Source organism: Sphingomonas sp. PvP056 (assembly GCF_040549155.1).
In the GTDB taxonomy this organism is placed as follows: domain Bacteria; phylum Pseudomonadota; class Alphaproteobacteria; order Sphingomonadales; family Sphingomonadaceae; genus Sphingomonas.
In genome coordinates this window covers 93,781-118,528 of record NZ_JBEPST010000006.1, presented here as the reverse complement: position 1 = coordinate 118,528, position 24,748 = coordinate 93,781, and the positions used below count along the sequence as shown (strand labels likewise).

Annotated in this window: 19 protein-coding genes and 1 tRNA gene; 14 read left to right on the top strand and 6 right to left on the bottom strand. The window is 66.0% G+C overall.

Going from position 1 to position 24,748, the window contains the following annotated elements:
• Positions 1-45 precede the first annotated feature (45 nt).
• The 3 genes from pgi (at position 46) to gorA (ending at position 3,347) form a co-directional block, all read left to right on the top strand.
• Positions 46-1,536 (top strand): glucose-6-phosphate isomerase, encoded by a 1,491-nt coding sequence (gene pgi / locus ABIC17_RS14880; RefSeq protein WP_354283034.1) that lies wholly within the window; start codon positions 46-48, stop codon positions 1,534-1,536.
• Positions 1,533-1,907, top strand: coding sequence for a DUF4174 domain-containing protein (locus ABIC17_RS14875; protein WP_354283032.1), 375 nt, complete (start codon positions 1,533-1,535; stop codon positions 1,905-1,907). Before pgi ends, ABIC17_RS14875 begins: the two co-directional genes overlap by 4 nt.
• A 90-nt stretch (positions 1,908-1,997) precedes the next feature.
• Positions 1,998-3,347 (top strand): glutathione-disulfide reductase, encoded by a 1,350-nt coding sequence (gene gorA, locus ABIC17_RS14870; protein WP_354283030.1) that lies wholly within the window; start codon positions 1,998-2,000, stop codon positions 3,345-3,347.
• 13 nt (positions 3,348-3,360) lie between these two features.
• Here the strand turns inward: gorA and ABIC17_RS14865 are convergent, their stop codons facing one another.
• The 3 genes from ABIC17_RS14865 to ABIC17_RS14855 are packed head-to-tail and all read right to left on the bottom strand — an operon-like array spanning position 3,361 to position 5,989.
• A complete protein-coding gene (locus ABIC17_RS14865) occupies positions 3,361-3,651 on the bottom strand; it encodes a type II toxin-antitoxin system RelE/ParE family toxin (RefSeq protein WP_354283028.1) in 291 nt (96 codons plus the stop codon).
• Positions 3,644-3,892 (bottom strand): ribbon-helix-helix domain-containing protein, encoded by a 249-nt coding sequence (locus tag ABIC17_RS14860; protein WP_354283026.1) that lies wholly within the window; start codon positions 3,890-3,892, stop codon positions 3,644-3,646. The genes ABIC17_RS14865 and ABIC17_RS14860 overlap by 8 nt, the downstream gene beginning before the upstream one ends.
• A gap of 51 nt (positions 3,893-3,943) precedes the next feature.
• Complete coding sequence (locus tag ABIC17_RS14855; protein WP_354283366.1) at positions 3,944-5,989, bottom strand: M13 family metallopeptidase; 2,046 nt, start codon at positions 5,987-5,989, stop codon at positions 3,944-3,946.
• A 144-nt stretch (positions 5,990-6,133) separates the two neighbouring features.
• On the opposite strand from ABIC17_RS14855, the gene ABIC17_RS14850 reads away from it, so the two are divergent.
• The 10 genes from ABIC17_RS14850 to ABIC17_RS14805 all read left to right on the top strand — a co-directional run bounded on the left by ABIC17_RS14850 (position 6,134) and on the right by ABIC17_RS14805 (position 16,496).
• The gene (locus ABIC17_RS14850) at positions 6,134-7,660 is read left to right on the top strand and encodes an acyl-CoA carboxylase subunit beta (RefSeq protein WP_354283024.1); all 1,527 of its coding nucleotides are present in this window, start codon (positions 6,134-6,136) and stop codon (positions 7,658-7,660) included.
• A gap of 69 nt (positions 7,661-7,729) precedes the next feature.
• The gene (locus ABIC17_RS14845) at positions 7,730-8,017 is read left to right on the top strand and encodes a hypothetical protein (protein WP_354283022.1); all 288 of its coding nucleotides are present in this window, start codon (positions 7,730-7,732) and stop codon (positions 8,015-8,017) included.
• Positions 8,014-8,226, top strand: a complete 213-nt coding sequence (locus tag ABIC17_RS14840; RefSeq protein WP_354283020.1) for a hypothetical protein — start codon at positions 8,014-8,016, stop codon at positions 8,224-8,226. The genes ABIC17_RS14845 and ABIC17_RS14840 overlap by 4 nt, the downstream gene beginning before the upstream one ends.
• Before the next feature lie 175 nt (positions 8,227-8,401).
• Entirely contained in the window at positions 8,402-10,231 is a 1,830-nt protein-coding gene (gene cobT, locus ABIC17_RS14835; RefSeq protein WP_354283018.1) for a cobaltochelatase subunit CobT, read from the top strand.
• An 85-nt stretch (positions 10,232-10,316) separates the two neighbouring features.
• The gene (locus tag ABIC17_RS14830; protein ID WP_354283017.1) at positions 10,317-11,147 is read left to right on the top strand and encodes a hypothetical protein; all 831 of its coding nucleotides are present in this window, start codon (positions 10,317-10,319) and stop codon (positions 11,145-11,147) included.
• Between the two features lie 14 nt (positions 11,148-11,161).
• The gene (locus ABIC17_RS14825) at positions 11,162-11,425 is read left to right on the top strand and encodes a ribbon-helix-helix domain-containing protein (protein WP_354283015.1); all 264 of its coding nucleotides are present in this window, start codon (positions 11,162-11,164) and stop codon (positions 11,423-11,425) included.
• Positions 11,426-11,480: 55 nt separating this feature from the next.
• Positions 11,481-13,982 (top strand): TonB-dependent receptor, encoded by a 2,502-nt coding sequence (locus ABIC17_RS14820; protein ID WP_354283013.1) that lies wholly within the window; start codon positions 11,481-11,483, stop codon positions 13,980-13,982.
• Entirely contained in the window at positions 13,982-14,722 is a 741-nt protein-coding gene (locus ABIC17_RS14815) for a tetratricopeptide repeat protein (RefSeq protein ID WP_354283011.1), read from the top strand. Before ABIC17_RS14820 ends, ABIC17_RS14815 begins: the two co-directional genes overlap by 1 nt.
• Positions 14,716-15,399 (top strand): Fe2+-dependent dioxygenase, encoded by a 684-nt coding sequence (locus ABIC17_RS14810; RefSeq protein WP_354283009.1) that lies wholly within the window; start codon positions 14,716-14,718, stop codon positions 15,397-15,399. Before ABIC17_RS14815 ends, ABIC17_RS14810 begins: the two co-directional genes overlap by 7 nt.
• Entirely contained in the window at positions 15,399-16,496 is a 1,098-nt protein-coding gene (locus ABIC17_RS14805) for a PepSY-associated TM helix domain-containing protein (protein ID WP_354283008.1), read from the top strand. Before ABIC17_RS14810 ends, ABIC17_RS14805 begins: the two co-directional genes overlap by 1 nt.
• 115 nt (positions 16,497-16,611) lie before the next feature.
• Here ABIC17_RS14805 and ABIC17_RS14800 read toward each other — a convergent pair whose 3' ends face one another.
• The 3 genes from ABIC17_RS14800 to ABIC17_RS14790 all read right to left on the bottom strand — a co-directional run bounded on the left by ABIC17_RS14800 (position 16,612) and on the right by ABIC17_RS14790 (position 24,301).
• On the bottom strand, positions 16,612-18,105 hold the full coding sequence (locus ABIC17_RS14800) for a hypothetical protein (RefSeq protein ID WP_354283006.1): 1,494 nt from the start codon (positions 18,103-18,105) through the stop codon (positions 16,612-16,614).
• A 190-nt stretch (positions 18,106-18,295) separates the two neighbouring features.
• Positions 18,296-22,903, bottom strand: coding sequence for an NAD-glutamate dehydrogenase (locus tag ABIC17_RS14795; protein ID WP_354283004.1), 4,608 nt, complete (start codon positions 22,901-22,903; stop codon positions 18,296-18,298).
• Between the two features lie 57 nt (positions 22,904-22,960).
• A complete protein-coding gene (locus ABIC17_RS14790; RefSeq protein WP_354283002.1) occupies positions 22,961-24,301 on the bottom strand; it encodes a PAS domain-containing protein in 1,341 nt (446 codons plus the stop codon).
• A gap of 186 nt (positions 24,302-24,487) precedes the next feature.
• Between ABIC17_RS14790 and ABIC17_RS14785 the strand changes: the two genes are divergently transcribed.
• A tRNA-Thr gene (locus ABIC17_RS14785) sits at positions 24,488-24,563 on the top strand.
• Positions 24,564-24,748: the final 185 nt, after the last annotated feature.

Genomic DNA, 24,748 nt, shown 5'->3' with positions numbered 1-24,748 from the left:
ATCTACACCGGGATTCGATCCACCCCTACAAGCAACGAGGTACTCATGGCAGCCGACTGGACCGCGATCGAGGGGCTTCCCAGCCCCCGGCTTGAAACCCTGTTCGCCGACGATGCCGAGCGGCTCGCGCGCTTCACCGTCGACGTCGCGGGGATTCATTTCGACTGGTCGAAGACGCATCTGACCGAACAGGCGGTTACTGCCTTCGAGGCGCTCGCCAAGGCGCAGGACCTGCACGGCAAGCGTGAGGCGCTGTTCTCGGGCAAGGTCATCAACACCACCGAAGGCCGCGCCGTGACGCATGTCGCCGAGCGTGGCGAGGGTTCCGAGGACGATGTCGCCGCCGCACGCATCCTGCATGCGCGGATGCGCGCGTTGATCGACGCGATCGAGGGCGGTGCGCTTGGCGAGATTCGCCATGTGCTCCACGTCGGCATCGGTGGCTCGGCGCTTGGCCCCGATCTGCTCGTCGATGCGCTAGGGCGCGAGTCCGGCCGCTACGATGTCGCAATCGTCTCCAACGTCGACGGCTGCGCGCTCGAGGAAGCGTTCGCCAAGTTCGATCCGACCGCGACGTTGCTGGTCGTCGCGTCCAAGACCTTCACCACCAAGGAGACCATGCTCAACGCCGAATCGGTGTTGCAGTGGATGGGCGAAGGCGGCGTCGACGACGTGTACGGCAAGGTCATCGCGCTGACCGCCGACCCCGACAAGGCGGTCGAATGGGGTGTCGACGAAACGCGCGTGCTGCCGTTCGCCGAGAGTGTCGGGGGCCGGTACTCGCTGTGGTCGTCGATCGGCTTCCCCGCGGCGCTCGCGCTCGGCTGGGACGATTTTTCGGACATGCTCGAGGGTGCCGGCGAGATGGACCGGCATTTCCGCCAGACTTCGCTCGCGCACAATGCGCCGGTGCTCGCGGCGTTTGCCGACCTCTATTACACGCACAACCGCCACGCCGAGACGCGCGCGACCTTCGCTTATGACGAGCGGTTGCGGTTGCTCCCGTCCTATCTCCAGCAGCTCGAGATGGAATCGAACGGCAAGGGCGTGACGATCGACGGCGAGCCGCTCAAGGGCCCGTCCGCGCCGATCACCTGGGGTGGCGTGGGCACCGATGCGCAGCATGCGGTGTTCCAGCTGCTCCACCAGGGCACGCACCTCGTGCCGGTCGAGTTCGTCGCAGTGATCGAGGCGGGCGATACGCTGGCGGAGGATCATCATCGCCAGTTGCTGCTCAACGCGTTCGCGCAAGGGGCCGCGCTGATGAAGGGCCGCCCGAACGACGACGCCGCGCGCAGCTATTCGGGCGATCGCCCGTCGTCGACGATCCTCCTCGACGATCTCGACGCGCGGACGCTGGGTGCGCTGATCGCTTTCTACGAACAGCGCGTGTTCGTGAATGCGGTGCTGATCGGGATCAACCCGTTCGACCAGTTCGGCGTCGAGCTCGGCAAGGAAATGGCCAAGGCTGCGGATGCGGGTGGTCAGGAATTCGACGTGTCGACCACCGACCTGATCAAGCGCGCGTTCGGATGATCGTGCTGGCGGCGATGATGGCTTCGATGACGGTGGCGGACATGCGCCACCAGCGCCGGGTGCTGATCGTCGCCGCTCCAAGCGCGGCGGATGCGCGCAGGGTCGCGCAGGACGCCGCACTGGCGGGGATGACCAAGGACCTCGCCGATCGCGACGTCACGGTGGTAGCGCTGACCGGGGACACGGTGCGCGGCGCTGCCGACACTGCCGCGGCTTTGCGCGAACGGTGGCGTTTGCCCAAGGCGGCGTTCGGCGTGGTGCTGGTCGGCAAGGATGGCCACGCCGCGCTGCGCCGCTCCGAGCCGATCGACGCGTCCACGTTGGTCGCGACGATCGACGCGATGCCGATGCGCCGGGCGGGGCAGCGCTAGGATAAGTGGCCTACCCTTATCCCCGTTTGGGGGGCAGTGACTAACCAGGATTTACGGGCCGCGTGTTTTGCGGCTGCAGAAGGACAAGACATGGCTGAGTATGACTACGACCTTTTCGTCATCGGTGCGGGCTCGGGCGGTACGCGCGCGTCGCGCGTTGCGGCGGCGCATGGCGCGAAGGTCGCGGTGGCCGAGGAATATCGCGTCGGCGGCACCTGCGTCATTCGCGGCTGCGTGCCCAAGAAGCTGCTCGTCTATGGCGCGCATTTCGCGGAGGATCTGAAGGACGCGAAGCGGTTCGGCTGGGACGTGCCCGATAATCTCGGGTTCGACTGGGTCCGGCTGCGCGACAATGTGATGGAGGAGGTCGACCGGATCAACGGCGCCTATACCGACACGCTCAACAACAACGGGGTCGACATCATCCTCGATCGCGCGGTCGTGACCGGGCCGCATTCGGTCCGGCTCGGTGACGGGCGCGAAGTGACCGCGGGCAAGATTCTGATCGCGGTGGGCGCAACGCCGGTCGTGCCCGACTGCCCGGGGAACGAACACGGCATCACCTCGAACGAAGTGTTCCATCTCGACGCGCTCCCCAAGCGCATCCTGATCGCGGGCGCTGGCTATATCGCCAATGAGTTCGCGGGGATCTTCAACGAATTCGGCAGCAAGGTGACGCTGATCAACCGCACCGACGTGATCCTGCGCGGCTATGACGAATCGATCCGCGATCGCCTGCTCCAGATCTCGATGATGAAGGGGCTCGAATTCCGCTTCAACGCCGCTTTCCAGGGGATCGAGAAGCAGGGCGACGGGTGTCTCCGCGTCTCGATGACCGGCCATGAGCCGATCGACGTGGATTGCGTGCTGTTCGCGACCGGGCGGTCGCCCAACACCGAAGGGCTGGGGCTCGACAGCGCGGGCGTCGAGATGGACGACAAGGGCGCGATCGTGGTCGACGAGGACAACAAGTCGACCTGCGACAGCATCTATGCGGTCGGCGACGTCACCAACCGCGTCCAGCTCACCCCCGTCGCGATCCGCGAGGGGCAGGCGTTTGCGGACACGATGTACGGCAACAAGCCGCACCGGGTGGATTATGAGAACATCCCCTCGGCGGTGTTCAGCCATCCCCCGATGGCGGGCGTCGGGCTGACCGAGGCGCAGGCGAAGAACAAGTTCGGTTCGGTCAAGGTCTACATGTCCGACTTCCGCCCGATGAAGAACGTGCTCGCGGGCCGCAACGAGCGCGCCCTGTACAAGATGGTGTGCAACCCAGAGACCGGTCAGGTGCTCGGGCTCCACATGATCGGCCCGGACTCGCCTGAGATTTTGCAGGCGGCGGCGGTCGCGGTGAAGGCGGGGCTGACCAAGGACGACTTCGACCAGACCGTAGCGCTGCATCCGTCGATGGCGGAGGAACTGGTGCTGCTGCGGTAAGGTCTGCTGGCCGTTACAACCGACCCCGCGTGCGCATCGCCCGATGCAGCACGCGGCGGACGGTCAGAAGATCCCCTGTGCGATCGTAGAAGATGCGATGGCTCCCTGCCATGGCGAACCGGGTCGGCGGCGTGATGTCCGGCGCGATCGCACCGGACTCGGGGTATTCGCGCAGCCGCAAGATCGCGTGTTCGAGCATGTCGAAGTATTTCGCGGCGACATCCTCGCCAAAAGTCTCGATACTGAAACGCAGAATCTCGTCGAGATCGGCCGACGCCTCGGCAGCGACCTTGAGATCAAGCATTCCTTGGCAAGTGTTTGGCTCGGATATCGGCGAATATCTGGTGGACCGGCCGGGGATCGATCCCCGAGGCAAAGCCCTTCGCGACTTCCGCCTGAAGCCAGGCAAGCCCAGCCGCGGCATCGAGATCCCGCTGCATCAAGTCGCGAACATAAGCACTGGTATTTACAAAATCGCCTTCGGCGACCCGTTGTTTCGCCCAGTCCTCGAGCGAATCCGGCACGGAAATCATCATCTGGGCCATGGGCTGAACGTACGACTTGGCCGCAAACCTGTCCAGCCCATCCCCTCTCGCCTACCAGATATGCACCCGGTCCGCCGGTGCCAGATACAGCTTGTCGCCCGGCTTCACCCCGAACGCCGTATACCAGGCGTCGACATTCCGCACGATCCCGTTGACCCGGTAGAACGGCGGCGAATGCGGGTCGGTCAGCAACCGCGCGCGCGCGGCACCTTCGCGGAGCTTGGACTGCCACGCCTGCGCATAGGACAGGAAGAAGCGCTGATCGCCGGTCAGCCCGTCGATCACCTGGGCCTTGCCGTGAGTCTGCTGATACTTCTGATAGGCGGCATAGGCGGTCTCGACCCCGCCGAGATCGCCGATGTTCTCGCCCAGCGTCAACGCGCCCTTCACATGGACGCCGGGGATCGGCTCATAGGCGTCATATTGCTGGCTGAGCGCACCGGTCCGCGCCTTGAACGCGGTTTTCGCCTCGGGCGTCCACCAGTTCTCGACCTTGCCGGTCGGTCCGAACAGGCTACCCTGATCGTCGAAGCCATGCCCCATCTCATGCCCGATGATCGCGCCGATCGCCCCGTAATTGACCGCGGCATCCGCCTTGGGGTCGAAATAGGGCGGTTGCAGGATCGCGGCGGGGAAGGTGATCTGGTTCGCCAGCGGGTTGTAATAGGCGTTCACCGTCTGCGGGGTCATCTCCCACAAAGTCCGGTCGACCGGGGCCTTCAACCGCGAGAGGTCGAGCTGATGCTGGAACTCGCCCGCGCGGATCGCATTGCCGAGCGGGTCGCCGCGCACCACCTGCAGTGACGTATAGTCGATATATTTGACCGGATGCCCGACGCGCGGGTCGAACGCGGCGAGCTTGGCGAGCGCGGCGGTCTTGGTCTTCGCGTCCATCCAGCCGTTGGCGGTGATCCGGTCCTTGTACGCGGCGCGCAGATTGGCGATCAGCTCGCCCATCTTGGCTTCGCTCTCGGGCGGATAGTGGCGCTTGACGTAAATCTCGCCGATCGCCTCGCCCATCGTGCCGTTGACCATCGCAATCCCGCGCTTCCACCGCGCGCGCTGCGACGGCTGGTCGTTGAGCGTCTTGCCGTAGAAAGCGAAGGTCGCGTCGTCGAACGTCTTGGGCAGCATCGGGGCTGCGGCAACCGTGAAGCGGAACTTCATCCAGTCCTGCCAGGTCGAGACCGGGGTCTCGGCGAAGATCTTGCCGAGCCCGGTCAGCGCGGTCGAGTTGCTCATGATCACGACCGGGAAATCGCCATAACCCGATGTCTGGAGCAGCAGCGGCCAGTCGAACTCGGGCGCGAGCGCGGTGCGCTGCGCCGCGGTCATCGGCTTGAGCATCGCCAACAGGTCGCGCGACTGGACCGGCGACCATTGCACCTTCGCCATCGCGGTTTCGAGCGCGATGATCCGGTCGGCGCGCGCGCTCGCATCGGTCAGGCCCGCCAGCGTCAGCATTCGCTCGACATAAGCGCGATACGCTGCGCGGAACGCGTCGTATTTCGGGCCGGTCTCGAGATAATAATCGCGTCCGCCCATGCCGAGCGACCCCTGTCCGGTGCCGACGGTATATTTCGACGGATCCGACGGGTTGGGAAGCTGGCCGATCTCGACCGGGCTGGCGTACCCCGTGGTCGCGAACAGCGTCTGGAGCTTGGCGCGGTCGGTGGCGGCGTCGATCTTGGCGAAATAGGGCGCGAGCGGCGCGGCACCCGCCTTGTCGATCGCCGCTTCGTCCATGAAGCTCGCGTACAGGTCGCCGAACTGCTTCGCCCCCGCACCGACCGCGGCGGGGTTGGCGGCGGCATCGTCGAGGATCTTGCGGACGTTCGCCTCGGCCTCGTCTGTCAGCACGACGCCGTATCCGGCGGACGTCCGGTCCGGCGCGATCTGCGTGCGCTTGTCCCATCCGCCATTGGCGAAGGTCCAGAAATCGTCGCCGGGCTTCACCGTCTTTTCCTGCGTGGTCAGGTCGATGCCGAAGCTGCCGTAGCGCGCGCCGGTTGCCGCCGGGGTGGCGGCTGGTTCGGTCTTGGCGAGGCCGGGGGCGCCCAACGCCCCCAGCGCGACCGCGGTCGACAGACGAAGCATGAGCAGGCGACGCATTGACATTCTCCCCGTGTTTTACCCGAGCATAGCACCGAGTTCGGGCGCTGCAATCGGTGTTGCGTTCCGGTCTGAAAACGCGAAAAGACGGCGCAACCGGATGTCCAAGCCGAACGCCTAGGAGTTGCCATGTCCTCGACCATCGCCGAACTGGAACGCAAGCGCGCCGCGGCGCGGCTGGGCGGGGGCGAGAAGCGGATCGCCGCGCAGCACGCCAAGGGCAAGCTGACCGCGCGCGAACGGCTCGAGGTGTTGCTCGACGAAGGCTCGTTCGAGGAACTCGACATGTACGTCGAGCATAATTGCGTCGACTTCGGGATGCAGGACCAGATCGTCCCCGGCGACGGCGTCGTCACCGGATCAGGGACGATCAACGGGCGACTGGTGTTCGTGTTCAGCCAGGATTTCACTGTGTTCGGCGGGTCGCTCAGTGAGCGTCATGCGCAGAAGATCTGCAAGATCATGGACATGGCGATGAAGGTTGGCGCGCCGGTGATCGGCCTCAACGACAGCGGCGGCGCGCGGATTCAGGAGGGCGTCGCATCGCTCGGCGGCTATGCCGAAGTGTTCCAGCGCAACGTGCTCGCGAGCGGCGTCGTGCCGCAGATCTCGCTGATCATGGGGCCATGCGCCGGCGGCGCGGTCTATTCGCCGGCGATGACCGACTTCATCTTCATGGTGAAGGACTCGTCCTACATGTTCGTCACCGGCCCCGATGTGGTGAAGACCGTCACCAATGAGATCGTCACGCAGGAGGAACTCGGCGGCGCGGTCACGCACACCACCAAGTCGGGCGTCGCTGACGTCGCGTTCGAGAACGACATCGAGGCGCTGCTCGCCGCGCGCGACTTCGTCGACTTCCTTCCCGCGTCGAACCGTGAGGGATCGCCCGAGCGGCCGTCGTCGGACCCGTGGGACCGGCTCGAGGACTCGCTCGACACGCTCGTGCCCGCGTCCGCCAACCAGCCGTACGATATGCACGAGCTGATCCGGAAGACCGTCGACGAGGGCGATTTCTTCGAGGTCCAGCCGACCCATGCCGCCAATATCATCACCGGCTTCGGGCGGATCGAAGGGCGCACCGTCGGGTTCGTCGCGAACCAGCCGATGGTGCTGGCGGGGTGCCTCGACATCAATTCGTCCAAGAAGGCGGCGCGGTTCGTGCGCTTCTGCGATGCGTTTGAAATTCCGATCGTCACCTTCGTCGACGTCCCCGGCTTCCTGCCCGGCACGTCGCAGGAACTGAACGGCATCATCAAGCACGGTGCCAAGCTGCTGTTCGCTTATGCCGAGGCGACTGTCCCCAAGATCACCGTGATCACGCGCAAGGCTTACGGCGGCGCGTATGACGTGATGGCGTCCAAGCATCTGCGCGGCGACCTCAATTACGCCTGGCCGACCGCCGAGATCGCGGTGATGGGCGCGAAGGGCGCGGTCGAGATCATCTTCCGCGGCCGCACCCCCGAGGAAATCGCGACGCAGACCGCGCAATATGAAGCGCGTTTCGCCAACCCGTTCGTGGCAGCAAGCAAGGGCTTCATCGACGAAGTGATCCAGCCGCACTCGACTCGCCGCCGCATCGCGCTCGGCCTGCGCAAGCTGCGCGGGAAACAGCTCGAGAATCCGTGGAAGAAGCACGACAACATTCCGTTGTGAGTCCTTCCCGGGGCCCTACCTTGCAACCGATCAGGCGCGCCTTATAATGACCTTATAAGGAGTCGCCCCATGCAGACCGCGCGCGTGACGTTCTTGACCACACCAGACGACAAGGCAGCACTCGATGCCTATGCCGCGCGGACCGGCCATTCGGTCGGGCATGTGCTGCGCGAGGCCTCGAGCCGCTACATCGCCGAGGGCGCGGACCGCGAAGACGCCGACCTCGCGGCGCTGGTCAGCGAAGTCAATGTGGCAATGCCACGGATGGCCGCTGCGATCGACCGCATGATCCAGACGCTGGATGCGACCCATGACGACGTCGACCGGACTTTGCGCGCCGCCGGCATCCGCACGTGAGTTCGCTTGGGGACGCGCTGGAGGCGATCCGCAACGTCGTGCTGATGCAGGAACGCCTGGAAGTCATGGACCGCAAGGTCGATCGCCTCGCGAACGACGTGAAGGGCCTGAGCGACTATGCCGCCGCGATCGACAAGCGCGTCGTGCGGATCGAGACGATCGTCGAGATGGGCGTACGGAGCAACGCCCAACCCCGGATCGAGGGCTGATCCGTACGCGATTCTGCGGCCGGTCGTTTTGCCTTTCGGCGCGGACGCAATCTGGTAGCTAGGTCTCGTGGCGCTGCGTTGCACGTGTCGCCCCACAAACCCACCACCCGGGTTGCGACGATCCACCCGAATCCCGATCTCGCACCTGGGCACATTGCCGTGCCGGAGTTGAACCGTGGCCACTGATACCCCCCTCGATCGTTTCAAGGCCGTGCTTGGCGGAACCGCGCGCGCGCTGGCGGACGAACCCGAGATCGAGCTGGCCTATACCGCGGACGCCCCGACGCAATCGGGCAAGCACATCAAGGTGCCGATGCCCGCGCGCACGCTCCCGCCCGAGCAGGTCGCCGAGGCACGCGGTTTCGCGGACGGGTTCGCGCTGCGGTTGCGGCACCACAATGCCGCGATCCACAATCGCCACGCCCCCGGCGAGGCGGTTGCGCGCGCGGTGTTCGATTCCGCCGAGAATGCGCGGGTCGAGGCGCTGGGGAGTCGCGGTTATGCCGGGATCACCGCCAATCTCGACACCGCGATGGAAGCGCGGCTGCGCGCCGACCCGATTACGCGGGCGCGCACGCGCGACGAAGTCCCGCTGTCGACCGCGCTCGGGTTGCTGGTGCGCGAACGGCTGACCGGGGTCGCACCGCCCGCGGCGACGCTGCAGGGACTCGATCTCGTGCGCGACTGGATCGAACAAAAGGCCGGTGGGGATCTCGATGCGATGGCGCTCGCGATCGACGATCAGCGCGCCTTTGCCGGGCTGATCACGCGGCTGCTTGAGGACCTCGAACTGGTCGAGGGCGACATTCTCCCTGACGAATCGAACGAGGGCGGCGACGAGGACGAAGGCACCGAGGAGCAGCAGCAGGACGAGGGCGACGAAGGCGACGACCAGGGCGACGAAGGCCAGGGCGAGATCGAGGCGCGCGGGTCCGAACAGGATTCCGATGCCGAGGACGGCGAAGGCCAGGAACAGGGCGATGAGACCACCGACGACATGGACGGCGAGCCCGGCGACGACGGCGAGGAGGGCATGCTCCCGGTCCGCCCCAACCGCCCGCCCGCCGACATGTCCCCGCAGTTCGAATATAAGGCGTGGACCACCACCTATGACGAGGTGATCGCCGCAACCGACCTGTGCGACGCGGACGAACTCGTCCGGTTGCGCTCCTATCTCGACCAGCAGCTCGTCCATTTGCAGGGCGCGGTGACCAAGCTCGCCAATCGGCTGCAGCGCCGCCTGATGGCGCAGCAGAACCGCAGCTGGGATTTCGACCAGGAGGAGGGCATCCTCGATGCAGCGCGGCTTGCGCGGATCGTGGTCAATCCGACGCTATCGCTCAGCTACAAGATCGAGCGCGAGACCGATTTTCGCGATACCGTCGTCACGCTTCTGATAGACAATAGCGGATCGATGCGCGGCCGCCCGATCTCGATCGCGGCGATCAGCGCGGACATCCTCGCGCGGACGCTCGAACGGTGCGGCGTCAAGACCGAGATCCTCGGCTTTACCACGCGTGCCTGGAAAGGTGGGCAATCGCGCGAGACCTGGCTCGCGGCAGGCCGCCCACCCCAGCCGGGGCGGCTGAACGACGTGCGCCACATCGTCTACAAGAAGGCGGACGAGCCGTGGCGGCGCGCGCGTAATTCGCTCGGGCTGATGATGCGCGAGGGGTTGCTCAAGGAGAATATCGACGGCGAGGCGCTGCTCTGGGCGCATTCTCGGCTGATCGCGCGGCCCGAGGAGCGCAAGATCCTGATGGTCATCTCGGACGGCGCGCCGGTCGACGATTCGACGCTCTCGGTCAATTCGGGGTCGTATCTGGAACGCCATCTGCGGCAGGTGATCGGCTGGATCGAGGCGAAGTCGCCGGTCGAACTCGCGGCGATCGGGATCGGGCATGACGTGACGCGCTATTATGCGCGCGCGGTGACGATCATGGATGCCGAGCAGCTGGGCGGCACGTTGATCGAGCAGTTGGCGGCGTTGTTCGATACGCCATAGCGCCGGGCGTTTGGCAAAGCGCCAATCGCCTGTGGGCCCGAATTGTGCGATCCCGTCCGGAGACGTTCGAGCACAGGAGTTGCGCGTGATCCGTTCTGAAAAGGGGTGTCGCAACGACAGGGGCGCCGCAGGCGCTCGCGCAATCGCGCTTGCCGTCCTGTCGGTTGGCGGGGTGGCATCGGCCGCCAAGACCGACGAGGCTTTCACCGGGCGATGGCGGATCGATACGGCGTCGATTACCGGCGATATCAAACCGACCGTGTTTCGCGTGCGCGGCGGGGTGTTCAGGCGAGACGACAACACGGCGGTCAGAGCCGATGGTCAACTTCACCGCGTCCCCTCGGACGGCTATGTGGATGAACAGTCGATTTCGGTCGAAAGCGATCGTGTCATCACGGAGATCGACAAGGTCCGGGGGAAGCTCCCCTACACCGTAGACTATGTCCTCTCGCCCGATGGCAACACCCTTACCTGGCATGTGGCGAGCTACACGGGCCCGGATGGCCACGCCGTAAAGAGCGAAACAGTGCAGCGCCGTGTCGGATCGGCATCGAAAGGCGCGCATCCGATTTCGGGAACATGGAAACGGGTCGGCGTGACGGTCGATTCTCGGCAGGATACGATTCTCAAACTCGACGGGAATCATTTCAGCTCGCGGACCGACAGCGGAAGCGGGTTCGACGCCATCATCGGGGGCGACCCGGTCAGGCTTGATGGCGATAACTCGGGTGTTCGGGCGCAGATCACCAGACCTCGGCCTGATCTTATCGTCGAGACCGATCTCTCGGTGCGCGGTACCGTCGACGACGTCCTCTCCCTGCAAATGATGCCGGACCAGCGGACGATCCGTGCGACCGGGGTCTATGGACCCAAGAAGCGGTCGACGACCTTCTATCTCCATAAGCAGTCGGAATGAGCGACCCGTACCGCATGAGCATCGTTCCCCCCGCGGGTGGCTTCATCGGTCCGGTCAAGCGATCGGTGACGATCGCCGGGCACGCGACTTCGATCAGTCTGGAACCGATTTTCTGGCGGGCGCTCGAGAATGCTGCGCACGTTCGGTCGCTGCCGCTTAACGCATTGATAGCGCAGGTAGATGCTCTCCGGATACGCACCGACGACCCGCCAAACCTCGCAAGTGCGCTCAGAAGCTGGGTCGTTTCGCTCGCAAACTTTGAGAGTAATTCTCAATAGCGTTGACAATGAGAGTGACTCGCAATAGCGAGGCCCCAATCAAAGGGGGAATTTCATGTCACGTATCGCCGTTGCAAAGCCTGCCTATCTGGCGCTTTCCTGCGTCGGGGCTTTCGCAAGTCTGCCCGCCTTTGCCAGTGACGCGCCCGCCGCCGCACCGCCGCCCGCGAACGACGAAGACCCCGATCAGAAGCTCGACATCATCGTCCACGGCCAGCGCGAACGCCGCGACCCCAAGCAGGTCGCCCCGCTGGTCGACACGCCCAAGTCGATCGTCGTGCTCGACAAGTCCGTCATTCAGCAGACCGGATCGACCTCGCTCCAGGATGCGCTGCGCACCGTTCCCGGCATCACCTTCGGTGCCGCGGAAGGCGGCAACCCGATCGGCGATCGCCCGTTCATCCGCGGGTTCGACAGCCAGGGCAGCGTCTATGTCGACGGCGTGCGCGACCTGTCGTCGCAGACGCGCGAAGTGTTCGCGGTCGATTCGGTGCAGATCGTGCGTGGGTCGGATTCGACGCTCGGCGGGCGCGGCAATGCGGGCGGCTCGCTCAACATCCTCTCGCGGCTGCCGCAGGCGCTGACCTTTGGTTCGGCGAGCGCAAGCTACGGCAATGGTGATTTCAAACGCGTGACGGGCGACGTCAACGTCCGGCTTAGCGACACCGCCGCGGTCCGCCTTCAGGGACTATGGCACGACCAGAACGTCGTCGATCGCGACGCGGTGTACGCCAACCGCTGGGGCTTCGCGCCCAGCGTGACGATTGGCCTCGGTACGCCGACGCGGCTGACCGCGAGCTATTATTATCTCGAGAACCACGAACTCCCCGACAGCGGCATCCCGTACCAATATGTCTGCTCGGCGACCAATTGCACGCTCCCCGCGGGGAACGTCTTCACCACCCCCGCGGTCGGCACGATCACGACGCGCGGCGGACAGACGGGGACGGTGTCGCGCTCGGCCTTCTATGGCCTGGCGGACCGCGACTTCCGCGATGCGACGACCAACCAGGCGATGCTGCGGGTCGAGCATGACTTCGGCGGGATCACGCTGCGCAACACCGCGCGCGTCTCGCACAGCGAACAGGCGTATATCTTCACGCTCCCCGACGACAGCCAGGGCAACGTCTCAGGCACCGCCGCGACCAATCCCACCACCGGGGCGGCGGGGACGCGCGGCGACGTGCTGACCGGCGGATACGTCTGGCGGCGCGGCAACACGCGCTACGGCTATAGCGAGAGCCTGATCGACCAGACCGACCTCAGCGGCACGTTCGCGACCGGCAGCATCAAGCACAGCTTCGCGGTCGGTGCGGAAGTCGCGTGGGAGAAGACCCGGCGCGGCACCTTCGTCTCGGCGAACGGATCGACCGTCAGCCCGCGCTGCAACACCGCGACGATCGCACGCTATTATTGCGCGAGCCTGTTCAACCCCAACCCGTCCGACCCCTGGGTCAATTACACCAGCGACACCTCCAGCGTCGCGACGCCGATCGCGCGCGGTGCGTCCAACACCGAGACGCAGAACGATGCGACGACGATCGGCGTCTACGGGTTCGACTCGATCACGCTGCTCCCGCAACTGATCCTCAACCTCGGCGCGCGCTACGACCGGTTCAAGTCGACCGTCACGCTGCCGTTCGCGGCGGGCGGCAATGCGACCCGACTGTCGCGCAAGGACGAACTGTTCAACTGGCAGGCGGGCCTGGTGTTCAAGCCGACCAGCGAGACCAGCCTCTACGCGAGCTATGCCACGGCCGCGACGCCGCCCAATGCGTTGCTCGGCGAAGGCCGCGAGGACAATGCGCTGCCGACCACCGCGACCCCGGTCAATCTGACGATCCTTGATGCGCTCAAGGTACAGAAGACCAAATCCTACGAAGTCGGCGCCAAGGGCAGCCTGTTCCACGAACAGCTCCAGCTCGGGCTTGCGGTATTCCAGACCGATATCAGCAACGCACGGGTGCAGATCGACGCGAATACCGTCGGTTTCCTCGGCAAAACGCGGATCCGCGGCGTCGAACTGACCGCGAGCGGGACGATCCGGCCGGGCTGGACCGTGTTCGGCGGTTACACCTATCTCGACCCCAAGGTCATCGACGGCGGCAACAGCGCGCTGACCGCTGCCGCCAATGGTCCGGCTGCGGCCAAGACGGTCTATGTTCCCTCGGTCAACACCGGCAGGCAGGTGCCCCAGACCGCGCAGCACAGCTTCACCGCGACGACCAACTATGAACTGGTCAAGGGCCTGCAGGTCGGCGGCAGCGCGATCTACATGGGGCGGCAATATGGCGGCTATGCCGACAATCGTACCGCGACGCAGACGACTGCGGGCGTCGTCACGATCAACCCCGCCACCACGACCCTGTTGCGCGGCATCCCGGACTACTGGCGGTTCGATGCGCGCGCGAGCTACGCGATCACGCCCAATCTGGAGCTCAGCGTCAACGCGCAGAACCTGACGAACAAGGTCTATTTCACGCAGACCTACGCCTCGCACTTCGCGAACATCGCGCCGGGGCGGACCGTGTTCGGCACGATCACGGCGAAGTTCTGATGCTGACGCCGGATCAGCTCGTGGCATTAACCCCGGAAGAGATCGGCACGCATCTCTCCGGCCCGCCCGAGACCCGCGCGGCATTCGTCCGCGCGGCGGCAGATGCCGGCATGGCGGACGCGCAAGCGGTGTACGGCCAGATGCTGCTCGATGGCGCGGGCGTGGCACGCGATCCCGCCGCTGCGCTCGGCTGGTTCACGCGCGCCGCGGCACAACATCATGTGATGGGGATCAACATGGTCGGGCGCTGCTACGATCTCGGCTGGGGCACCGCGCCCGACAAGATGCGCGCGGCGGAATGCTACCGGATCGCCGCGGAGGCGGGGCTCGACTGGGGCATGTATAATTACGCGACGCTGCTCGCGCTCGGCCACGGTGTCGCGGAAGACAAGGTAGCCGCGCTCAACTGGTTCCGCAAGGCGGCCGCGCTTGGGAACGCCAAGGCGATCAACTTCATCGGCAGCTTCCACGAGGATGGCTGGGTCGTCCCGCGCGACCTCGCGGCAGCGGCGCTTTGCTATGCGCGTGCGGCACAGGGCGGGGATTTCCGCGGTGCATTCAATCACGCGCGGATGCTTGGCGCGGCGGGCAAGATCGAGGATGCGATCGGCTGGCTCCGCCGCGCGGGCGCGACCGCCACCCCGGCATTCGTCGACAAGGCGGCGGCTTGGCTCGCGGCGTGCGACATCGCGGCGTTCCGCGCGCGCGGGGGCCAGGCGATCCGGGGGACGACATGCTGACCGTCATCCCCGACCTGCTCACACCCGCGCAGCTGGTCGCATTGCGCGCCGAGCTCGACGCCGCCGACTGGATCGACGGCAATGCAACCTCGGGCGCGCAATCCGCGCTCGCCAAGCGCAACACGCAACTGCCCGAGGACAGCGCCGCCGCGCGCGCGGGGGGTAGCATGGCGCTCGATGCGCTCGCGGCGTCGCCGCTGTTCGTCGCAGCAGCACTCCCGCTCAAGGTCTTTCCACCGCTGTTCAATCGTTATGCCGCGGGCGACGCCTTCGGCGCGCATGTCGACACCGCGATCCGCATCCGGCGCGGCAGCGATTTCCGCATCCGAAGCGACCTGTCCGCGACGTTGTTCCTGTCCGATCCCGACAGCTACGACGGGGGCGAGTTGACGATCACGACCCAGTTCGGCGCGCAAAGCGTCAAGCTTCCGGCTGGCCAGCTCGTGCTTTACCCTGCGTCCAGCGTCCATCACGTCACCCCGGTGACGCGGGGCACGCGTGTCGCATCGTTCTTCTGGATTCAGTCGATGGTGCGTGACGACGGCGCGCGGGCGCTGCTGTTCGAACAGGACACTGCGATCCAGTCGATCGCGGCGCGGCTCGGCAGCGACGATCCCGAGATCGTCCGGCTGACGGGCGTCTATCACAATCTTTTGCGCCGCTGGGCGGAGGTCTGATGTCGAAGATCGCACTCCGAAACGTCTGGTTTCAGTTCCACAAATGGATCGGGCTGCTGCTCGCGGTCCTCATCATCCCGCTGTCGCTCAGCGGAGCGGTGCTGGTGTGGGACGAAGCGGTCGACCATGTCCTCAACCCCGCGCGTTATGCGACGACCGGCACGACCACGCTCGACCCCCAACGCTATGTCGCGGCGGCGCGCGCTGCGCTCAAGCACGGTGAGCGGATCGCCAGCCTCGCACTGCCTGGGGGCGACGGCCCGGTCCAGGTAACCGCGATCACCCCGCCCGATCTCGGCCGCCGCGGGCCTCCGCAGCGCACGACGGTCTATCTCGATCCGCCGACCGCAAAGATCCTCGCGACGGGCAGCAGTGCGCGCGGCGTGCTGCGCGTGCTCCACAATCTCCACGGTAACCTGCTGGTGCCGGGGGGCGGGCGGCAGATCGTCGGGTGGATCGGCGTGGCGATGCTGGTGTCGTGCGTTTCGGGCTTGTGGCTGTGGTGGCCGACGGTCGGGCGCTGGGCGCGCGGACTGCGCTGGCGGCGGCATCGCAACACCGACACCAATCTGCACCATCTGTTCGGCTTCTGGATCGCGCTACCGCTGTTCGTGCTGTCGCTGACGGGGGTGTGGATCTCCTTCCCGCAGGTGTTCGCCGGCGGGGGTGCGCCACGCGGCGCGGGGGGTCCCGGTAGCGGTGGAGGCGGGCGTCCGGTCGCGCTGGAGCGTCCAACGCTGGTGCTTGATGCGGTGCTCGCGCGGGCTGGCAGGGTGGCACCGGGCGCGATATCGCGCGTCGACTGGCCGACCGATCGCAAGCCCGAATGGAAGGTTCTGTTGGGGGAAGCGAAGAGCGTGACGGTCGATGACGTCACCGGCCGCGCCAGGCCAGCGCGCGCCGAGCGTGAGACGCTCGCGCGAACGATGCGGCGGCTGCACGACGGGACGCGGATGGGGTTCGTGTGGCAGCTGCTGGTGTTTCTCGGCGGCATTCTGCCCGCGGTGCTTGCGGTGACGGGGATCATCATGTGGTGGCGCGCCCGCGGGTGGAAGGCGCAGCTCAAGACCAGGCAGCGGGCTCGGGCGGTTGCTTGAGGATCCGTCAGGGCCATCAGCATGGGTTGCGCAACCGGTTTGATCTCTAGACGCCGCTGCGGGAGGACATCGCGGCCTTCGCGCCGGGCATACGATAGGCAGAGCCGTCAGGCGGCTACTGCGGACAATGGCGGGAGACGTCCTGCTTGTCCGCACACTGCCTGACCCATAAGGTCACAGCGCCGATGTGTGTTGCGGGACGATACGATTGCATTGCGCTCCGGACTCCGGGGTGGCGTGCAATCCAGGCCGATCCGGGTTCCGCATCCACGAGGACGATGTCGGGTTGGTTGCGCAGGATATCGTCGGCAAGCATCGCCGCATCCTCGGCCGCGGCTCGCGCAACGGCGGCACGTTGCGCAGGCGCAAGCGACGGATCGCCCAATTGCTGTCGGCTACTTCCGGTCACCCACAGGCTGCCGCGTCGCCCTACCCAGCGACCTGCCACCCAGCGTGTCAGCGGATGACCGAGCCCGAAGTCGAAGGATATGCCAAGAAGCTTCGGATGTGGTGGACCCAGCCGTAGCACGGCGTCCCGCAGCGCATAGGGTTTCGCTACCTGAGCGTAGCTGAAGGTCGAGGCGAGGGCGAGTAATGCCCAGCACAGCGTCCCAAATCGCCACGCCGCCCCGGGGCGGGAGAGTTCGAGGGCAATCGCCAGCAGGGCCATGGCAACCGCGGGATAACCATGGTTGAGATAGCCCTTGCCCTGAATCAGCCCGGCAACGGCGAAACCACACGAGGCGAGCAGGGCCGCTCCCGCCGGGACCGTGGGGTACCCATGAGCAATGCGGAACGTAAGCGCGGCCGCGAAGGCGGGGATCAGCACCATCGATCCCGTTAGCAGGTGCATCCAACTATCGCGATTTGGCAAATAGACGAGCCGCAGCAACGGCAGCATGTGATCGAAATACGAGGGGAAGACCAGCCACACTATGGCGGTGTAGCCAATGCATACCAGCATCAGGGCAATCCATTCACCACCAAGCGCCGGTCTGATCGAACGTTGCCGCACGACCGCCCATCCCGCAACAGGAAGCAGGGCCAACAGCAGGTGCGGCTTGATCGCCACCATGATCCCTCCGCCGAGACCCGCAGTCCAGGCATGATGCAGGCCGGGCATTCGCCCCTCGATGCGGGTGACCAGCAGCGTCAGCATCGGTAGACCTGCAATCAGGGCGATGTGCTCGCGCTGGGCAAACTGGTCGACCGGTAACACCAGCAGCGCAAACGCGGCAAATGCCGCCAACCGCCACCGCGTGGCAGGGAGCGGGTAGAAGATGCGCCCCGAGATATAGATCGACAAGACCGCCAGTGCGGCGACCATGACCACCGTTACCGCTTCCGGATGTAGGCCCAGTTCGCGAGCCAACGCCACGAACGGCATGTAGATGAGCACCGAGGCGGGCGGGTTCACCTCTTCGATGTCGCGGTACAACTTTGCTCCATCGAGCACACGCTCGGCGGTGGTGATCAGCCAGGAAACATCGCAGTTGAGCGAAGAGGCCGCCTGTTGCGCAAGCGCGAATAGCGCAAGCATTCCGACCCAATACGCCGGGCTCCATGCCCCAAACCGTCTGAAGGCGAGCGAAAGGTTTGCAGCAGTCATGCGCAGTTGGGTAACGGACAGGCGTTGCCGTCGGCTTAATCGTGTCAGGCCGTTGAAGGCTTGCTCGCTAGCCCTCTACTAGGAGCGCGCGCGGCACATCAGCCAGCTCGTCGTCACCCCGCTGGCAGCCGGAACTGCCGCGTCGACGGGGTGCCAAGCTTGCCCCCCCGCTTGGGGGGGGCAAGCCATTCTACCGCCCCAGCAACACGCGCGTCTGGCCTGCAATCTGCGCCAGCATCGCGGCATTGGGGGCAGGGGCCAGCCGTGCCCGGTCGACCACCGCCTTGAACTGCCCGACACGCGCGGCATTGTCCGCCAGCCATGCATCGACCAGCGCCTGCGGATCGAGCTTGCCGCCCGCCGCACGCGCCAGGAATTCCAGCCGCAATTGCTGGAAATCGCGCGCCAGCCCGGCGATCAGCAAACGCTCCCACGGATCGCTCGACTCGATCCGTGCGGCATTCGCCTGCGCCCAGTCGAGCCCGAGCGCCTGCCCGAGCCGGGTGAACGCGCGCGTTAGCTCGGTCTCGTCGATCCCGAGCCGGTCGCCGAGATCGGCAAGCCCCACCGCGCCGTCCATCTCGAACAGCCGGACGACCTTCTGCACCAGCGCGGTCGGGGCGCCCGCCGCTTCGAGTGCGGCGGCAATGCGCGCGCTGTGCGCACTTGCTTCCTCGAGCAGCAACGCCTTGGTCTGGCGGTCGAGATCCGCGATCCCCTTGCCAAGCCGCTTGAGCGTATCGCCCGGGCCCGCGTCCGTCCGCGTCGCGCGGAGCAGGTCCGCGATCTGCGACCGCGTCGCCACCGCGGTCTCGTCGAACAGCGCGATCCGCGCTGCTTCGGGCATGTCGGTCGTCTCGATCTCACGCCACAGCGTCGGCAGGTCGAACAGCCGTTCGGCCACCACGAACATCCCGGCGATATCCGCGATTGCGGCGCCTTCTTCCTCGGCCAGCTCGAACGGGTAGAGCACGCCCATCCGGTTGATGATGCGGTTGGCGAGCTTGGTCGCGACGATCTCGCCACGCAGCCGGTGCTCGTCGATCGCCTTGCCGAAGCGTTCCTGCATCGCCGCCGGGAAGGCCGCGTGCAGATCGGGGAGCAATTCGTCCGCCATGCCCAGGCCCGACCGTTCGATCGCCGCTTGCAACGCCAGCTTGGCGGTCGCCAGCAGCACCGCGAGCTCGGGGCGCGTCAGTCCGCGGCCCTCGGTCGAGCGGCGCAGCAGGTCGTCGTTCCCGGCAAGCCCTTCGACCGCACGGTCGAGCGATCCCGATGCCTCGAAGATCTCGATCAGCCGAACATAGCTCGGCACGGTCTGCGGGCCACCGGCCTCGGCGATCGACAAGGCGAGCGTCTGAAGCCGGTTATCCTCGAGCACCAGATGCGCGACGTCGTCGGTCATACTCGCGAGGAAGCTGTTGCGGTCCTCGAACCCCAGACGTCCCTCGATCATTTCGCGGTTGAGCGCGATCTTGATGTTGACCTCATTGTCCGAGCAATCGACGCCTGCCGAATTGTCGATGAAGTCGGTGTTGATCCGTCCGCCGTGCGCGGAGAAGGCGATGCGCGCGGCCTGGGTGACGCCGAGGTTCGCACCCTCGCCGATCGCCGTCGCACGCAGATCCTCCGCATCGACGCGAAGACGGTCGTTCGCGGGGTCGCCCACCGCGATGTTGTTCTCGGCACGCGCCTTCACATAGGTGCCGATCCCGCCGAACCAGATCAGGTCGACCGGGCTCTTGAGGATCGCCGAGATCAGCGCGCCCGGCTCCATCTCGCGCTCGGTCAGGCCAAGCGCCGCGCGAACCTCGTCGGTCAGCGCGATGACCTTGGCGGTCCGCGGGAACACCCCGCCGCCGGTCGAGATCAGCGTCTCGTCATAATCCGCCCAGCTCGAGCGCGGCAGCGCGAACATCCGCAGACGCTCGGCGAACGAGGCGGCGGGGTCGGGGTCGGGATCGAGGAAGATATGCCGATGGTCGAATGCTGCAACGATCTTCAGTTCGTGGCTGAGCAACATGCCGTTGCCGAACACGTCGCCCGACATGTCGCCGCACCCGACGACGCGGATCGGCTGGGTCTGGACGTCGGTCCCGCGCTCGGCGAAGTGCCGCTGGACGCTGACCCACGCACCCTTGGCGGTGATCCCCATCGCCTTGTGGTCATAGCCGACCGACCCGCCGCTGGCGAACGCGTCGCCCAGCCAGAAGCCGTGTTCGAGCGCGATCGCATTGGCGACGTCGGAGAAGGTCGCGGTGCCCTTGTCGGCGGCGACGACGAAATAGGGGTCCTCGCCATCATGGACGACGACGCCCTGCGGGTGGACGACCTTGCCCTCGACGATGTTGTCGGTGATCGACAGGAGCGTGCGGATGAACACGCGGTAGCTTTCAGTACCTTCCGCCAGCCACGCATCGCGGTTGGACGCGGGCGGGAGCTGCTTGGCATAGAAGCCGCCCTTCGCGCCGGTCGGCACGATCACCGCGTTCTTTACGCGCTGCGCCTTCATCAGCCCGAGGATTTCGGTGCGGAAGTCGTCGCGGCGGTCGGACCAGCGCAGGCCCCCACGCGCGACCGGGCCGGCGCGCAGGTGGATGCCCTCGATCCGCGGGCTGTACACCCAGATCTCGCGCCATGGCACGGGGGCCGGGAGGCCAGGAATGCGGTGGCTGTCGAGCTTGAACGCAAGTGCCTCGGCCCCTGCGGGCGTGAACGCGTTGGTGCGCAGCGTCGCCGCGATCATGGCGTGGAACGCGCGGAGGATGCGGTCGTCGTCGATCGCGGTCACGGCGTCGAGGCCCGCCTCGATCGCCGTGTCCGTCTCGGCTGGGTCGCGGTCTTGCGCAGGATCATGCACGGCGGCGAAGCGCGCGATCAGCGCCTCGGCGACGCGAGGTGCCCGACGCAGCGCATCGACCACGGTGGTCAGGCCATAGGTGAGCCCCGCCTGACGCAGGTAGCGGAACCACGCGCGGAACAGCACCACCGCCTGCGGGCTGACGCCAACTTCGATGATCAGCCGGTTGAACGCGTCATTTTCGGCAGCCCCTTCCAGCACTGCGGCAATCGCGCCTTCCAGCACCGCAGTGTCGACCTGTGACGCGGCGTCGTTCGATTCGACGATGAATTCGTGGACGAAGGCATTGCTTTCGTCCTGCAACCGCGTCGGTAACTCGCCGATCACGCGGAAGCCGAAATTCTCGAGCACCGGCACCGCATCGGACAGCGGCAGCGCATTGCCGAGCTTGTAGATCTTGAGATGGCGATCCTCGCCTGGGGCCGTCGGGATCAGGCGCACGCCACGCGCGCTCTCGTTCTCGAGTGCCGCGAGCCGCTGGATATCCTCGCCCGCCTCGGCGGGGGTGCTGACATTGCGATAGTTCTGCGGAAAGCCCGCTGCCCAGCGCAGCGCAAGCCGCGCCGCGCGTGGTGCATCGGTCTGCTCGACCAGCGCCGCCTCTACCGCGGGGACCCAGCCACGCACCATCCGCGCGATCCGCGTGTCGAGCGCATCCGCGTCGGGCAGCACGCCGCCTTCGCGCAAATCGAGCGTGTAGCGGATCAGCGCGATCGTATCGTCGACCGCGATCGACCAGTTGAGAATGCTGGCATTCGCCACCTCGGCGAGCATGTCACCGATCGCGAGGCGCCGCGCAGTGGTCAGGTCGTCTCGCGGCAACCATACGAAGGCGAACAGATGCCGTCCGAGCGTACTGCGGACCAGCGCAAGCTTCGGTCGCGGCCGATCCGCCAGCGACATCGCGGTCAGCGCGACATTCTCGAGCGATTCGCGCGTGAAGCCCGTCACCAGATCGTGCGGCAGCGCAACGAGTGCGTGGGTCAGCGCCTTGCCGGTATGCCCCTTGGGGTCGAAGCCGAACTTGGTTTCGAGCTCCGCCAGCCGCGCGCGCAACACCGGAACGTCCTCGGGTGCGGCGAGCAGCGCGGCGCTGGTCCACAGCCCGGCGTGGATCGACAGCCCTGCGACGCGCGCGCCGTCGCGCAGCGGCACCAGCGCCAGGTCGAGCGGCACGTGGCGGTGAACGCCCGAAATCAGATTTGACTTGAGCAACAGCGGAGCTTCGCCGCCATCCTCGAACCATTGCATCGCCAGGCGGCGCGACGCTTCGGCAAGGATCGGCACGGGTTGCGGATTGCGCGCGATACCCAGTGCGCGGTTTTCGCCCGATGCGTCCGCCCACCACGTCTCGTGTCCCAGCAAGGTCATCTTGCGGTCGAGCAGCCACGCCAGCAGCGCACTGCCTTCGCCCTCGGGCAAGGTGGCGATGTCGGCGCTCATCGCGGCTTCGAGCGCTTGCCAGTCGGTGACCGCGGCGCGGACATCCTCAAGGTTCTTGGCCAGTTCGACCACCAGATCGCGCCGTTCGCGCGCATCGACGCGCTCGAGCTCGATGTAGATCATCGATTCGGCGTTCCCGTCGTCGACCTGGGTCAGCGCCCCGTCGGAATCGCGGGTGATCTTGAGCACCGGGTGGATGATGCGGTCGATCGACACATCGTGCGCGCCAATCGTCGCGGCGATCGAATCGACCAGGAACGGCATGTCGTCGTTGACGATCGCGAGCCGCATCAGACGGCGCGGGTCGGTCGCGGGGAGCGGCTCGAGCGCGATCTTCGCGGTCCCGGGCGTGCGCTCCTCGGCGGTGGCGGCGACGAAGCTGGCAGCGGCCGCCCGCTCGGCCTCCCCGAACCCCTGTAATTCTCCCGGAAGAGCGCCCTTGGTAAGTCGAACGGCAAGCGCATCCGACAGCGATTTCAGCGTGGTCTTAGGCATGCGCGCCCCTATGCTCCGGTCCGTTCAGGACCTCAAGACTTGTGGCAGTGCAGCATTTCAGCGCACCGCGTGACGCATCACCCGCTCGGTCAGCGCGGTGTCGTCGGTTACGGTTGCAACGATATCGAGCGTTCCCGACGGCGCGGACCGCGCCAGCAGCAAGACATACTCGCCCTCGTTCGCATCGGTGTCGAGCGCGATGCGGGCGAGCGCCGGGCGTTCGGCGAGTTCATCGCCGGGGCTGGTCCGCGCGTGCGAAAAGGGTCCGCGGGCAAGCCGTTCGGCGCGTACGACACCCTTGATTCCTCCGGCGAAGCCTTCGAGGAAATTTTGCATGCCGGTGACCGGTACGCTTTTGCGACGTGCGTGCGCCAGGACCGCTGCATATTCGGTCAGCCGGGTCTTGTCGTACGCCGTGCCGAAAACGAGCTTGACCACCGGGGTCATCGGCGCGCGCAGCTGAACAGCGATGTTCGCCTGTTCCAGCAGCATGTCATAGCCACGCGGATCGGCATCGGCGGCGATCGCGAAATCATGCGCGCGGCCCAATGCGCGATACAGGGTCGCGCGGCTGCGCAAGTCGGCAGTGGCGGCGGCGGCGGCGGTTTGCTGCGCGAGGAGCAAGCGGTCGGACAGGCTGTCGTCCGTGGAGGTTGGGTCATCCCCGTCGACGTCCCCGTCCGCATCCTCGTCCGCGCTTACCTCATCGTCATCGGAGGCCGTCGTTTCCGAATCGACCAGTGTCGCGAGGGCGTGGCCGGGCCCGTCCGCCCAGACGGGCGCGGTTGCAGTGCGGGGTTGAACGGTCCGCGCGGCCTCGATCTCGGCGTACAGCCGTGCCTCCGTGTCGGCGTCGACCAGTTCCTTCCAATTGATGACGCCGTAGATGAAATCGATCGAGTCCGCGTCCGATGAAAAGGGCATGAGGATGCCGCGATACAGCGTGTTGTGGCCACGCGTGCTGACGAACTCGGCCTCGAACCCGATCGGCGAGCGGTTGGCGATGATCTGCAGATAATGATCGGTCAGCCGCGACAGCAGCGACCCGCTCGGAACTTGCGCGATATGCGTCGTGCCGCCGTCGAGCGAACATTCGTCCCGCAGCGCCCGCCCGAGATAGGCGATCGCGGGGTTCTCGGTGCCCTTGCTGAAATCGAGCAGGACGCTGTTTGCGCCGAAATCGGCGATCGTTGCCGGGTCCAGGTCCTGGATCGAGGGATAGCTCCGGCCCCTGAGGAGCGACACCCAATGGTTATAGGCGCGGACGTGCATCCGACGTTCGTCGGTCCCGACCGCGAACTGGATGTCGGCAACCCGGTCTCCCGTCGCATCCTGCCCGCCCCGACCGGGGGCATCGGCACCGAACCGATCGTCCTCATAGTCGTGAACACTATCCATTGCGCAAACGCCCTATCTGGCCCGCCGGGCCGCTACTGGCCTGCTTGTGCACTCCGCGTGGTAAACGTCCGGTAAAGAGCTCGGGCACCGGTGGGAAATCGTCACGATTTTACGGCATTGGCTTGCCATCCCGAAATCCATTTGATAAGCGCCCGCCTCCACGGTCACCGATATGGTGTCGTGCATGCCGCTTTAGCTCAGTTGGTAGAGCATCGCATTCGTAATGCGGGGGTCACAGGTTCGAGTCCTGTAAGCGGCACCAGTCTTTAGACTACTCCACCTCGTACAGGACGATGAATGGTATCCGATAGAGGTGCCATGGCGTTAATCTTGACATGTTGGAAAATGTTGCTCAAATGTTCTCGCTCCTGAAACAGGCGGGGGCGCTAGATGGACATTTCGGCAGAACAGCGGCAGAACTTTTCTGTGTGACTGCGGACTGGGCGG

Coding starts and splice junctions, on each gene's coding strand:
- ABIC17_RS14810 (WP_354283009.1), top strand. CDS start 14,716: ATGCTGACCGTCATCCCCGACCTGCTCACACCCGCGCAGCTGGTCGCA.
- ABIC17_RS14795 (WP_354283004.1), bottom strand. CDS start 22,903: ATGCCTAAGACCACGCTGAAATCGCTGTCGGATGCGCTTGCCGTTCGA.
- ABIC17_RS14850 (WP_354283024.1), top strand. CDS start 6,134: ATGTCCTCGACCATCGCCGAACTGGAACGCAAGCGCGCCGCGGCGCGG.
- ABIC17_RS14815 (WP_354283011.1), top strand. CDS start 13,982: ATGCTGACGCCGGATCAGCTCGTGGCATTAACCCCGGAAGAGATCGGC.
- gorA (WP_354283030.1), top strand. CDS start 1,998: ATGGCTGAGTATGACTACGACCTTTTCGTCATCGGTGCGGGCTCGGGC.
- ABIC17_RS14790 (WP_354283002.1), bottom strand. CDS start 24,301: ATGGATAGTGTTCACGACTATGAGGACGATCGGTTCGGTGCCGATGCC.
- ABIC17_RS14855 (WP_354283366.1), bottom strand. CDS start 5,989: ATGCTTCGTCTGTCGACCGCGGTCGCGCTGGGGGCGTTGGGCGCCCCC.
- ABIC17_RS14845 (WP_354283022.1), top strand. CDS start 7,730: ATGCAGACCGCGCGCGTGACGTTCTTGACCACACCAGACGACAAGGCA.
- pgi (WP_354283034.1), top strand. CDS start 46: ATGGCAGCCGACTGGACCGCGATCGAGGGGCTTCCCAGCCCCCGGCTT.
- ABIC17_RS14865 (WP_354283028.1), bottom strand. CDS start 3,651: ATGCTTGATCTCAAGGTCGCTGCCGAGGCGTCGGCCGATCTCGACGAG.
- ABIC17_RS14875 (WP_354283032.1), top strand. CDS start 1,533: ATGATCGTGCTGGCGGCGATGATGGCTTCGATGACGGTGGCGGACATG.
- ABIC17_RS14805 (WP_354283008.1), top strand. CDS start 15,399: ATGTCGAAGATCGCACTCCGAAACGTCTGGTTTCAGTTCCACAAATGG.
- ABIC17_RS14800 (WP_354283006.1), bottom strand. CDS start 18,105: ATGACTGCTGCAAACCTTTCGCTCGCCTTCAGACGGTTTGGGGCATGG.
- ABIC17_RS14820 (WP_354283013.1), top strand. CDS start 11,481: ATGTCACGTATCGCCGTTGCAAAGCCTGCCTATCTGGCGCTTTCCTGC.
- ABIC17_RS14825 (WP_354283015.1), top strand. CDS start 11,162: ATGAGCATCGTTCCCCCCGCGGGTGGCTTCATCGGTCCGGTCAAGCGA.
- ABIC17_RS14860 (WP_354283026.1), bottom strand. CDS start 3,892: ATGGCCCAGATGATGATTTCCGTGCCGGATTCGCTCGAGGACTGGGCG.